The organism is Shewanella sp. 10N.286.52.A9, from assembly GCF_041468985.1.
Lineage (GTDB): Bacteria > Pseudomonadota > Gammaproteobacteria > Enterobacterales > Shewanellaceae > Shewanella > Shewanella japonica.
The window spans coordinates 111013-123986 of the sequence record NZ_JBFRJQ010000002.1 but is presented as its reverse complement, the minus strand read 5'-3'; the positions used below and the strand labels follow the sequence as shown (position 1 = coordinate 123986).

The following is a 12974-nucleotide window of genomic DNA, read 5'->3' as shown; positions in this document are numbered from 1 at the left end:
ATTCCTTAGACTATTTGCTGACTATGACTGCAATCTTGGCAATTCAAGGTGTAAGTTTCTTTGCGCTTTTGTACTTTGGTATTTTTGCTGTGGCACATGGGGCAGGCTTGTTTCATGGGCGTATTTTTAGTGCATTGATTACAGTTAATGTAATAACCAAACTTACCGTACATTGGGATGTAATTTGTTGATTCACCACAATGTTTACAGCTTAATTTTGTTGCTGATGTAGGTTGGTTATTCGTTATTGGAGTGGTGTTATTAACTGCTGTTGGTACTTGGGGTTGCTGATTTTCTTCAGGAGTTTTAGCGACCACTTCACTTGCTTGGTTACTGCTATCAATATGCTGGCTGAGAATGAAGTGTCCAATTGAGTCTAGCTCAGCTTGATTAAAGTCAGGTCGAGTGTCTTTTACATTAATAAATCGCATGAATTTATTCGTTAAATTCATTATCTCTTTGAGCTTATCCACCAAAAACTCAGATTTTACTAATTGCTCAGAGATTACTTTTGGCATAGCGTTTCTATCAATAATCGCATCGCTTGATATCACACACAGGTGATCCCAACACCTTAGGTTAAATCCTTGCTGCTTTATGCCTAACAATTTACCCAATATTTCACTTTTATGGTGGGCTAATAATTCTTTTAGTAAGGTTTGCTGCAGCTCTACCTGCTTTATAGGTGATGCTATACCAGACCATTGTCGATTAAAGCTTCGAGTCCATTCACCTTGTTTATTAACGTTCACATGCCCTTTAATGCTTTTTGATTCAATGAGTACAAAGCCATAGGGATAAACGATTAGGTGATCGATTTGAGCGGTTTCATCATTAAAAGTGAATTTGAAATCATTGATGACCAGTATTTCGGGGTTATCTTTGAATGCACGGCGTAAAAAGAAGGCCACGTTTTGCTCTTGCTTTTGACCAGCAATAGCCTGTGGTGAAACCGTATTTTGAAGGGTTTTGGTTTTTAGAATCATTTATCAACAGCATCCATTCATAACTTGATAATAATCAGTACCATAATACTCATAGAATACGTTTTAAGGCTATATATTATTTAAGTTTGAGAATGACTGGCGAAATAAGTGAGGTCATAAGTAGCAACAGAGTATATTTTTCAAAATCCCATTTTAATAATAGGAAAAGAAAGTCCTGATACAGTTAAGTATCGGGGCTTTTTGATAGGGAGAGGAAGCATCATTTGGTTTAAGTTTACTCTGCTTCCAGTTATTTCTTTAGCTAGCTTGAGGGAGCATAGGATATTGCAGAAGCTGAGCGAGTTGTTGATTGATTTTGGGGCTCATTTGCTCGCTCAAAAACTCTATTCCTAACGACAGCACTCCATTACGACCAGCATTGCTATTGCTCACTTTGGCCTTGATTTTAAGTGGCACAGTACTCGCGTCTAAACTAATAGCTAGCTCAATCAATCTGTCTAAATGATGTAAGGTTTTAGGTTGGCTATCGGTTTTAAAGCGACAACCCGATACCGAAATATCATGGATTGTCCCGGTCAGTATTTGGCTATGTTGCTCAGAGTTAGCTTGCTGAACGCTCAAACTAGCAGGGAGATGAGTACTCAACCTTGCTTGTTTGCGCAGGTTAATCATCTCTAATTTTTTTGGGAAGTCGATAAACAACAGATAATAGGGAGCTCTACTTATAGATTGGATACGCACTTTAAATGCAACGCAGGCACCTGTATTACCTTCAATAATTGATCTTACTACCACAGTCTGCCCTTCAACTAGCATGCTTTCTTGAGTACGAAATACCGTTTTAGGTAACGCCAATAGAAAATACTTGCCAGCTTGAGCACCTACAACACGGCCTTTGATGCGCTCGTTACTAAAAAAAGCAAACTCGATGTCAATTTGGCTATCAGCCTTGAGCAAACCTAAAGTGTGATTGATTTTCTCTGGTTCAGTAACAAGCTGTACGCGTTTATTAGTCACTCTAATGCCACCTCGTGATAAATAGGCCGCAGCCTAAAATAAGTCTAGATTTAGACTTATGCTAACGGATAAATAGGCTACTAATTTGCCATTTGGCGCCAAGCTTGATGGGAAATAATAAAAAAGAGTCAACCAATGCTAATGCCCTTGAGTAATCGTGGTGAGAGTTATATGCCCGTTTATGGCATACTTGTTTTCATGCTATGGATCATTTTACTTATTGTCATTGCAGGCTGCGTATTCTTGCCCGGTTTGTGGGTCAATCACATCATTAACAAGTTTAAGCAGCCTGCTGATCGCTACCGTCAGCAAGGGAGCGGTGGTGAACTTGCTCGTCATCTTCTAGATCGTTTTGGCTTGCATGACGTCAAGGTTGAAGAGACGCCCGACGGCGATCATTATGATCCCGCCGCCAAGACTGTTCGCCTCACGCCTGATAATTTTTCCGGTTATTCCCTGACTGCAGTGACTGTCGCCGCCCACGAGGTCGGGCATGCTCTACAGGACTCTCGCGGCGAGACGATGTTTATCACGCGACAAAAGCTCGCTAGAGCCGCAATGGTCGGTGAACGTATTGCTGGCATAATGATGTTAGCGGCGCCAGTGGTGTTTATGCTAACCCGTATACCGCAGGCTGGCGCGTTGACTATTTTGATTGGCGTGCTATCGATGGGGTTGAGCACTATTGTGCATCTGGTGACTTTGCCGGTGGAGTTCGACGCCAGTTATGGCAAGGCGCTGCCTATTCTAAAAGAGGGCAATTACCTGCATGACGGTGACCTAAAACATGCGGAGAAGATCCTAAAAGCAGCGGCGCTCACCTACGTGGCTGGCTCGCTGGCCAGTTTACTTAATCTTGGCCGCTGGATAGCGGTGCTACGTCGCTAATAGAATATGCTAGGTTAGAGCAAACTTTCCCTAAATTACTCATTGCTACTTTCAGCAAACTCTTTTGTTTCCTACTTTTACCCGTGTTGAATTTCATTCATGTGTTGATGAATGCAATTCATTTCATCAATCAGCTGAGTTTATTTACAATTCATTTAATTAAAACAATAAACAAATAGAAGTTGCCATTAATGAATATCATTGAATTTATAACAGCGAATATAACAACCTTTTTGGCCTTGGTGGCCACAGGTATTTTCGCGGGAATTTTAGCGGGTTTGTTAGGTGTCGGCGGCGGGATTGTTATTGTGCCAGTGCTGTTTTTCTTGTTCCAAAGCTTTGGCGTATCAGCTGAGTCGGCGATGTTAGTTGCTACTGCCACTTCGCTTGCGACCATAGTGCCGACCTCGGTAAGTTCGATTCGTTCTCACAATCAAAAAGGCAATGTCGATTTTGAGCTGCTTAAACGGTGGGTTGGATTTATTCTGATTGGCGTGTTGTTGGGCAGTTGGTTGGTGACGCGTGTGGACGGTACGATACTGACTATATTGTTTGGGATTATTGCGGTGCTTTCAGCGCTGAATATGTTATTGAGAACGGGAAAGGCAGCGTACTATCAACAATTACCCGGTAACGTTGGGCAAACGGTGATGGGCACTTCGATTGGCTTTTTCAGTTCAATGGTAGGCATTGGCGGCGGCACGATTTCGGTGCCATTACTGACGCTTTATAACTACCCAGCTCATAAGGCAGTAGGTACGGCTGCAGCGATTGGATTAATTATTTCGTTGCCTGCGGCGCTCACTATGTTGGTATTAGGCAGTACCCCAAGCGATGCGCCAACTGGCACTTTGGGTTTGGTTAATTTGGTGGGATTTATCTGCATTGTGCCGCTAACAGTATTATTTGCACCTGTTGGGACATCATTAGGGGCCAAGCTAGATGGAGCCAAGCTTAAGAAGGTTTTTGCTTGTGTATTACTGTTCACGGGTTTGCGGATGTTGGGGCAGCTTTTTCTGTAGTGTTTCTGTTTAGGTTTTCTATTTAGGCTTTTTGTTTAGGTACTCCACTTAAATGCAGTAACCAACTTACTAACAAAGTGCTCAGGTTGAGCACTTTGTTTTATTTATCCGCTTTAACTTACTTTAGTCACTTTTCTAGTTGTTGGCAGCAAGCTCTTGTCTAATCATTGCAGCGCCTTTGCTAAGAGCATTCAATTTTCCTCTTGCGACATCACGTGATAAAGGTGCCATGCCGCAGTTAGTACATGGGTACAGCTTGTCGGCATCCACATATTTGAGTGCTTCACGCAGGGTTGCTGCGACTTCTTCAGGTGTTTCGATGGTGTCGGTGGCGACATCAATTGCACCCACCATTACCTTTTTACCTCGTATTAGCTCAAGCAGTTCGATGGGCACATGGGAGTTATGACATTCTAACGAAATAATATCGATAGTAGACTGCTGCAGTTTAGGAAAGGCCTGCTCGTATTGGCGCCACTCTGTGCCTAAGGTCTTTTTCCAGTCTGTGTTGGCTTTGATGCCATAGCCGTAGCAAATATGCACCGCGGTTTCGCATTTTAGGCCTTCGATGGCTCGCTCTAAACACGCAATCCCCCATTCATTCACCTCATCAAAAAATACGTTAAATGCAGGCTCATCAAATTGGATAATATCAACCCCTGCTGCTTCTAATTCTTTCGCCTCTTGATTAAGTATTTTGGCAAACTCCCAAGCGAGTTTCTCTCGGCTGTGGTAATGGTCATCATAGAGGGTGTCTATCATGGTCATTGGGCCAGGTAAGGCCCATTTAATGGGTTGCTTAGTTTGCTGGCGTAGAACTTTGGCGTCTTCAACAAAAACCGATTTAGGACGTGAAACAGCGCCCACTACCGTTGGAACGCTAGCATCGTAGCGGTCACGAATTTTGACGGTTTTTCGGTTTTCAAAGTCGACGCCAGTTAAGTGCTCGATAAAGGTGGTCACAAAGTGTTGGCGGGTTTGCTCGCCATCACTGACGATATCAATCCCTGCTTGTTGCTGTTCATGCAATGACAAGCGCAGCGCATCGTGTTTACCATCAATTAATTCCTTGCCTTGTAATTTCCAGGGCGACCATAAGGCCTCAGGCTCTGCAAGCCATGACGGTTTCGGTAAGCTGCCCGCTGTTGATGTTGGCAGTAGGGGTGTTTGTGTATTAGTTTTCATAATAATGCTGCGGCGCCTTAAATTTTGCGTGTGTAGCTTAATGTCATCGCTACAATGAATACTTAAAATTAGTACTTAAACTGCGTAATTCGCTGACCATTGTTCGAGTAATGATTGGTAAGGTTTGATGAAGTGTTCTTCTGCAAACTTGCCTTGTTTCACTGCTAACTTACTGCGCTCTTCTCGGTCATAAATAATTTGCGTGAGCGAGTGGTCTTGGTTTTTCAAATTAGGCTGATAGCAGTTTCCTGCCACCGCATTGGCATTATAAATTTCAGGTCGATAAATTTTTTGAAAGGTTTCCATTGTGCTGATGGTGCTAATTAATTCGAGGTTACTGTAATCATTCAGTAAATCGCCAAAAAAGTAGAACGCTAATGGTGCAACACTTTTAGGCGGCATAAAGTAGCGAACCTGTAAGCCCATTTTTTTGAAGTATTGCTCGGTTAACGATGACTCATTGGGTTGATACTCAAACCCCAATAATGGATGTTGATTACCCGTTCGCTGGTAGGTTTTGTTGTCTGACACACTCAGGCAAATGACCGGTGTTTTTTTGAAGTGCTGCTTATAGGTATCTGAGTTCACGAAATACTTAAACAATTTGCCATGCAGATCGCCAAAGGTATCAGGGATACTAAATTGGCTTTGACCTTTATTATGCTCAGACAGTAAGACGCTAAAGTCATAATCTCGCACGTAAGATGAAAAGTTATTGCCGACAATGCCTTCAATCCGTTCCTTGGTGTGATGATCCACAATATGGGTTTTCAATATCTCAATTGACGGGAAGGCTTCATTATTTCCATCAATTTCCATATCTACAGAAATGATTTCAAGTTCGACAGAATATCGTTCGCCTTTGGGGTTATCCCAATAGGCGAGAGCATTAAAACTGTTATCGATCATCGTCAATGCGTTTCGTAAGTTCTGCTGACGACTTTCACCTCTGGCTAAGTTGGCAAAGTTAGTGGTAATGCGAGTGCTGTCTGATGGCTGGTAGTTTTCATCAAGACAAATATTTTTAATCGAAAATGTAAAATCGTTACTCATGATCTGCTATCCCTTTTCGTAATAAACCCTGAATCTGTCGCTAATGCTTACTTGGCTTTCAAATCCTTTTGAAAGTGCTCCTGCGATTAGCCTTCATCTTTTTTGTAAGCCGAGTGTGTTTTATACGTGTTTAGGTCGATGAAGAAAATTGATTAAATTTCCGCTGCAACATGAGCGTTGTTCATGTTGGCTTTCGCGTCATGCTAACCGCTTACGTTTATATACACCGAAATCAGCAACTCAAGGTCAATAGGAGGTTAATATGTGGGTAAATTTAATTGGCATTACGTTAATCATATTGATCATATGGTGGTTTTGGGGGAAGAAAATCGATAATTCTAAGTAGTAAAAGGCGTATTGATGGCTTACTCGTTTAAAACTACTTTATAATTCTCATCGAACAATTGTTGCGGTCTTGTTAATTTTTGCGGCTGATGTATTATGCACCTACATACATGGATGTAAAACTTAAGTAGGACGCTAAATGCTTTTTTCTCGTATACAAAATTTAACCTTTTTGAGCTCAATATTACTATTATCAGCATGTGGCGGTGGTAGTAGCGGTGGTGGTGAGACAAATAATAACGAAATAGCACCGCAGGAAAAAACCACATACCTTGTATCAACTTTGGTAAATGAAGGTGGGAGAATAGAACCGATTAGCTTCACTGTTGAAAGCGGTTCTACAGCCTCTTTTACTGTTATGGCCGACGAAAACTATATGATTACTAGTGTGTCGGGCTGCGATGGTAACTTAACAGGCAATACCTATCTGACTAATGCTGTAACGGGTACGTGTGAAGTTTCGGCAATGTTTAGTTTAATTCCTCCTGCTGATGACGAAGCCCCTATCGTAAATGTGCTATTTCCAGCCAATAATTCAAGAGCTAACGGCTCACAAATTACTGTTAGAGGCACAGCTAGTGATGAGGGAGGTGTTAAAGCTGTAAGGGTAAATGGAAAGTTAGCTAACATTACAACTCAACAAGAAAGTAACTCAATTGGGCAGCTAGATGAGGTAGTCAATACTCAAGTTGATTGGCAAATAGAGGTTCAGTCAGACATCGATGAAGATCTGGTTATCACCACTGAAGATGACGCAGGTAATATTGATGACACTGCTGAATCAATTAAAGTATTTAATGCGATAATCCCATCTAATTTTATTGTAGATAAAACCAATAATCGTTTAATCGGTCATTTAAATCCCACTCAATTTGCCATAGTTGATTTACCTACAAAATTCATGCATGTCATTAATGTGCAATCACTTGGCGAGTCTAATCCCTTCACCTATTACGAAAATCAAAATAGTCTTATTCATTCAGAGTTAATAGAGGAACAGCTTACATTATCGAGAATTGATGTAGCTTCTGGCGATGTTGAAGTTATTTTAAATCATGATTTACAACTCGACTCATCTAAGTGGTCATTTGCACATGTTAAATCACTCGTTATTGGCCCCGAAGAAGATGAATTATTCATGTTGCTGACTTATTTTCCTGTAGAAGGTGTTAACCAGGCACAATCGGTCATTATGAAACTGGATTTAAATACCCATTCTTTATCTACGATAATTGAAGGTCAAACCTTGTCAGGCAATTCGGTTTCAACAAGCGATATTGCATACACTTCCAAAGGGTTACTCGTTTTTAATAGTGCTTTTGGGGGGAATGATGATGGACTGTCCATTGTTGAGTTTGACGGTTCAGATAGTAAAGCTATCACGGGAAATCTAGGTATTACTTCAGCAAGTGTTGATGTTGACCATCAAAATAACACTGCTTATGTTGCTGGGTATAAAGGATTCAGTCGAATAGATTTAACGACAGGTGAGCATAGTGAATTCTCACTTGAAACAGATCAAGATGAATTGGCTATTTCTCAAATTCGTTCAACAGGGCTAGATTTATCAAATGATCAGTATTTAGTGAGGGATAGTGATTTAGATGTGATTGTGGCTGTTAATCTAACCTCAGGAACAAGAACTACATTTGCTAGTAATGGGGTAGGAACTGGCCGTGTCATGATTGCTCCGAGGGAGCTATCTTTAGATAGTGCGAATAATATTGCTTATATCGCCGATGACGGAGGAAACTCTCCTGGCTTTATTTTAGCGATCGATATGGAAACTGGTGACAGAGAAACTGTATATAGTTTTGAAAATGAATATAACTATATGATGAGTGGCTTATCATTCGATCCAGCGACGAAGATTTTGTATACGTCGATTAATAATCAAGTTTTGGCTATTAATATTGAAGAGAAGTCTAGTGAAGTTATTAGCAGCGCCTCAATAGGGAGTGGTGTATTTTTCAGTGGTATTACTGATGCAGTGTTAGATAAGACTAACGAGCGAGTTTTAGTTGTTGATTACCATGGTCAAGCAATACTTGCTGTTAACCTATCTGATGGCTCTAGGACGATTATTTCTTCATCTAATTCGGATAGTCTTGTCGGCGAAGGCATTAGTATTTATGGGATAAGTTCAATTGCGTTAGATGAAGCTAACCAGTTGGTTTATGCTGCGAGTCAAGTTAACAAGAATATTATTAGCATCGATCTTGCTACAGGTAACAGAAGCTTATTATTAAATTCTTGTGAAGGAGAGGATTTCGTTGATGACGGCTTAAATCATATTTCATTCAATAAATATGATAACTCACTGCTATTCGCTAATCGTGTCATTAGCCAATTTAATATTGATGATAATGTCTGCAAAAACTCATCGCTTAGTTTACCTTTCGATCTCGAGCAAAATGAAAGGGGACAAACTTTCGCTAATGACTTTAACAAGCTATATCAGATTGATTTAGTCACCAATGAAAAAGTGATACTGTCAAAGTAGAACACTTGTCTTCGCATTGAGAAACACTTATGAAAATGAGTGTTTCTCTTGTATCTAAAAGTATTAAAAGACTGGGACTGCTTTTAAGCTAATTCTCAGATACGTTTATTACAATTCACACCTTATTGTGTATTTCACCCGTTAAAGAGGGACTTGTTATCAAGGATACAACTCAATCTAATCAGTCAACTAAGTCTCGCAAGCCTTGGATTGCGTTAGGCGTCATTGCTGCCATTGTGATGTTAATTGCTGTGGTATTTAGTGTATTGCCGAAAGGTTTTAAAACGACACATGAAGATATTGGTTCTGGTAAACCCGTTTTAGTGTTTGTTTACGACCCTAACCTTGCAGTGAGTAACAGTCAGACTGAGCAAATGAATACAGCACGTGCGACATTAGGTGATGACGTGTCATTTTTGATTGCGAGAATAGGGACGCCTGAGGGCGATCAATTTATTCGTAAATACCAAGCAAGACCTGCAGAGCTACTCATGTTTGAGCCCGCTGGTAGTTTGGTAAAAAGGCAATATGCCTTAATGCAATCCAATGAAATCATGCAGTGGGTAAATTATTGAAATAGCTAGTGAAATAGCTAGTGAAATCGCTAAATCTCAACGCGTGATATTTCACAGCTTTAGTCATTAAAAAGGGTCGAATGGTTTCATTCGGCCCTTTTTATATGTTCACTAACAGTCATAACTCGATTGATGTTCAGTTATTGGCGACTTTTTGCTGCCAATATCCATCGGCCTCTTGAATAAATTGCGCTTTATTTTCGAGCCAGTTTTCTCGCACACTTAAACTGTAGTTTAAATATAGTTTGTCTTGATACACGGTAAAAGCTTGTGGATCACTGCTGACAACAAAGCCACTGCTCATGGCGTAGGCGCAATAACCGCCGTATTGTGGAATGTAACGCTCGGGCGATTGTTCAAACTGTCGTTGATGTTGTTTAGTTGCAAACAGCCACTGTGAGCCTTGGTATTCTGTTTGGAATGCTGTACTGCCTTTAACTGCTTTATTATCAGTAAAATACGCAACGACATCATAACCTGTAACCGCATAGCCTTGGTCGTTATAAATTGGCTTGTCACTCAAGCTAGTGCATCCCATCAGAGCCATGGATAAACCGAGTAATATTAAAAGGCGGTGTAATGTTCTCATCTTATTTCCTTTGATGTCCGTTGACTGATGACAGTCACTGTTTAAGTCATTGGTAAATAAGACCCCGCAAACGAGAAAAACATTTCATTGTTGGGTATATCATGGAGGAGGTTATCTTTGGGAGTTTTAACGGCATCCCCTGTTATTGCAGAGCACATTCTCCTTGGCTGAGCTCATTTGTTAATTTGCGTAGCATTGCTTCATCAGTAAAACCACGGCGTTTAGCCAGCACATGACCTTGAGTATCGAGCACTAAGGTGGTGGGGAACCCTTTAACACCGCCACTTTTACGGGCAAATAGTTGTGTGCTTTGCTGAGAGGGAATCGTTTCTGAAAAATGACGCAACTCTCGTTTGAGTTGTCTTTTAGAACCTTTATCTCCAACTAAAGTAAAGTGGACGCTGTTACCGCACTCACTGACTAGTTGAGTAATGATCTTGCCCTGCTTTTTGCACCAACTACAGTCAGGTTGAAAGAACATCAATACGGTGGGCTTTTGTGAGTGATAACTGACGGATGACTGACTGGTACGCAAATCCTTTAGCTGGATTTGCGCCACAGACAGTTCAGTGCTGTTGTTACCTGCACTGGCAGTGCTACTAACAGCTAACGCTGTCAGTAGCACTAGGCTGTTAAAGCTTGCCTTCAATGCCAACATAGAATTCACGACCGTGAAGTGGACCATAAATGTAAGCAACGTCATAGCCGCCATCAGCATCATAAAACAGTGGTGATTCCCCTTCTTCAATTTGGGTATAGTTAAAGATATTTGATAAGCCGCCGTAGACTTTGATTTGGTCTGTTAGGCTGTACTGTACTTTTACATCAGATACTGTAAAGGCAGGTGCATCTTGGCTTTTAAGCGAGCTAGGGTCACCTTTGATGTCATAACCTTCGTAACCGTAATCGGTTAAGTCACGCTCGCCAAACCATGTGGTATTCCAAAATACGGTGAAATCGTCAGTTTTCCACTCAAGCTCAATACCTGCACGGGTTTCAACCGGGGCAATTGAGTATGAAGAGCGAAATACGTCGTTATAATCAAAGTATTCAGCACTGGCATTAATGGTAAGCTCATCTGTTAGGCTGTAGCCCGCCACGATGTCGACTGTAGTGACAGATGCATCTTCATCAAGCTGAGTCAGAATCGGTACACCGTCGTCAGTTTCTTGCAGTGATGCTAAGTTTTGCACGTTTGAATGCGCGACAGAAAAGGTTCCCGTTAATGTGCCAGCATCATAGCTTAAGGCATAGTTAGCTGATAACGATTCTTCTAATGAATCGACGTCAATCAGGTAGCCTTTTTCAGAGTCTAAAATACCGTGGTCAGTTTCAAAGAATGATAATGGCGCGCGGTAGCCTCGACCTGCAGATAAGCGAGAAGTCCATGTGTCACTGTGGAAATAACGCATGTCGACACGAGGGGCGATAAAGGTTTCGTCGATTTCAGTGCCAGGTTTTTTGTCATCAACAAAATCAGCGGTCACTTTGTCTACCCGAAGTGCCATCGCAATTTCAATATCGTCAGTAGGAGTCCATGTATCTTGAATGAATACGCCTTTAACATCGTAATCAAATGAGTCACTGACATAAGCTTCAACGTCATGCAGCGCATCGGTATGCGAGCGCATTTCTTCGGTGCGAATATCTGCGCCGTAGGTTAAAAAGTGATTGTCGGTCAGTTCTGTATCAAACTTAGCTCGGGCATAGTACATGGTGTCTTTTGCACGGTAATCAATGCCTTCATAAAAAGAGTCTTGCTCATGTCTTGCATAGCTTACGGCAAACTCAGAGGTGGTGTAATCAGTTAGTTCGCTTAACCATTTAATGTAGGCTTCGTCACGGTTGGTTTCAATCCATTCAGTGGTTTCCCACGCTTTACCTATGTACTCATTACGGACATCATCACCAACAAATAAGCTATCAGATTCTACGCCATCATAGCTGCTGATCGCCTCTTGAATAGAGCCAACATTGTCGCCAATCACAGGGCCACCAAAGATCTCGCTCCGCACTTTTGCTACACGCAGGTGAATGTTATTGGTGTCGTTTAAATCATGGCTGACTAACGAACTGACGGTATAGTTCTCTTGAAAAGGCGCTTCACTAACACCATTATCATCATGATCTTCCTGATCTTGTTTATCATATTGGCCGATTAAGGTGATACCCGTTTTGCCGTCATCTGAAATTCCTGTTGCCATTCCTTTCATTGCGGTGAAGTCATGTGATCCCTTAGCGATATCAACAGACACTTCGTTTTCGTAGGCTTGTTTAGTGACAACGTTTACGGTTCCGCCAATCGCTTCTGGGGCAATCAAGGAAGCGCCTGCGCCACGTGCAATTTCGATACGGTCAACACCCGTGGTTGAAATCGCATCAACCGCATAGTAACCAGAAATCATAGTATGTGTTGGTAGGCCATCTACTAAAATTGTCGTATGTTCGCCTTTCATACCATTGAGCATGATGCGCTTAACACCACACATTGAACATTCATTTGAAACATTCACGCCGGGTTCATTATTGATTGCATCAGTTAAACTCAAGGCGTTTTTGTTTTGAATCATCAGTTCATCCAACACTTCTGTTTTTTGAATGACATCTTTCAAACGACCATCTTGCTGTAATTTTTGACGCACACCTCTGACTTCAATTTTCTCGATTTCATCATCGGTGGCTGTGGTCTCAGCTTGAGCCGAAAAGGTCAGTGCGCTGAGTATTGCTGCGGCTAAAATTGAATGCTTCATATTGTCAACTTTTGTGATTGTTAGTGTATGTAAATGTTGCTTTCGTGCTGCACTTGTTAAGCTTGTTGCAATTTTATGGCGTAGATAAAGCTGATACAAA

11 protein-coding genes are annotated in these 12974 nt (G+C 41.4%); 4 read left to right on the top strand and 7 right to left on the bottom strand.

The window, feature by feature from the left end:
• Window positions 1-5: 5 nt before the first annotated feature.
• Window positions 6-986, bottom strand: a complete 981-nt coding sequence (locus tag AB4128_RS01585; RefSeq protein WP_372036506.1) for a nuclease-related domain-containing protein — start codon at window positions 984-986, stop codon at window positions 6-8.
• Between the two features lie 258 nt (window positions 987-1244).
• Window positions 1245-1964 carry a PilZ domain-containing protein gene (locus AB4128_RS01580; RefSeq protein ID WP_372036503.1) on the bottom strand — a complete coding sequence of 240 codons (720 nt, stop codon included), beginning with the start codon at window positions 1962-1964 and terminating at the stop codon, window positions 1245-1247.
• Window positions 1965-2099: 135 nt separating this feature from the next.
• On the opposite strand from AB4128_RS01580, the gene AB4128_RS01575 reads away from it, so the two are divergent.
• Entirely contained in the window at window positions 2100-2852 is a 753-nt protein-coding gene (locus AB4128_RS01575) for a zinc metallopeptidase (protein WP_372036500.1), read from the top strand.
• Between the two features lie 191 nt (window positions 2853-3043).
• On the top strand, window positions 3044-3874 hold the full coding sequence (locus AB4128_RS01570) for a sulfite exporter TauE/SafE family protein (protein ID WP_372036498.1): 831 nt from the start codon (window positions 3044-3046) through the stop codon (window positions 3872-3874).
• A 135-nt stretch (window positions 3875-4009) separates the two neighbouring features.
• Here AB4128_RS01570 and AB4128_RS01565 read toward each other — a convergent pair whose 3' ends face one another.
• Both AB4128_RS01565 and AB4128_RS01560 read right to left on the bottom strand, forming a co-directional pair.
• Entirely contained in the window at window positions 4010-5059 is a 1050-nt protein-coding gene (locus tag AB4128_RS01565) for a methionine synthase (RefSeq protein ID WP_192021999.1), read from the bottom strand.
• Between the two features lie 75 nt (window positions 5060-5134).
• Window positions 5135-6112 carry a DUF1852 domain-containing protein gene (locus tag AB4128_RS01560; protein ID WP_372036495.1) on the bottom strand — a complete coding sequence of 326 codons (978 nt, stop codon included), beginning with the start codon at window positions 6110-6112 and terminating at the stop codon, window positions 5135-5137.
• Window positions 6113-6596: 484 nt separating this feature from the next.
• Between AB4128_RS01560 and AB4128_RS01555 the strand changes: the two genes are divergently transcribed.
• Both AB4128_RS01555 and AB4128_RS01550 read left to right on the top strand, forming a co-directional pair.
• Window positions 6597-8960 (top strand): hypothetical protein, encoded by a 2364-nt coding sequence (locus AB4128_RS01555; protein WP_372036493.1) that lies wholly within the window; start codon window positions 6597-6599, stop codon window positions 8958-8960.
• A 125-nt stretch (window positions 8961-9085) separates the two neighbouring features.
• Complete coding sequence (locus AB4128_RS01550) at window positions 9086-9535, top strand: hypothetical protein (protein WP_372036490.1); 450 nt, start codon at window positions 9086-9088, stop codon at window positions 9533-9535.
• A 136-nt stretch (window positions 9536-9671) separates the two neighbouring features.
• Here AB4128_RS01550 and AB4128_RS01545 read toward each other — a convergent pair whose 3' ends face one another.
• From AB4128_RS01545 to AB4128_RS01535, 3 genes are all read right to left on the bottom strand, one after another.
• Window positions 9672-10124, bottom strand: coding sequence for a YHS domain-containing (seleno)protein (locus AB4128_RS01545; RefSeq protein ID WP_119967764.1), 453 nt, complete (start codon window positions 10122-10124; stop codon window positions 9672-9674).
• A gap of 142 nt (window positions 10125-10266) precedes the next feature.
• On the bottom strand, window positions 10267-10782 hold the full coding sequence (locus AB4128_RS01540) for a thioredoxin fold domain-containing protein (RefSeq protein ID WP_282166495.1): 516 nt from the start codon (window positions 10780-10782) through the stop codon (window positions 10267-10269).
• On the bottom strand, window positions 10757-12874 hold the full coding sequence (locus AB4128_RS01535) for a TonB-dependent receptor plug domain-containing protein (RefSeq protein ID WP_372036487.1): 2118 nt from the start codon (window positions 12872-12874) through the stop codon (window positions 10757-10759). The genes AB4128_RS01540 and AB4128_RS01535 overlap by 26 nt, the downstream gene beginning before the upstream one ends.
• Between the last annotated feature and the right edge of the window lie 100 nt (window positions 12875-12974).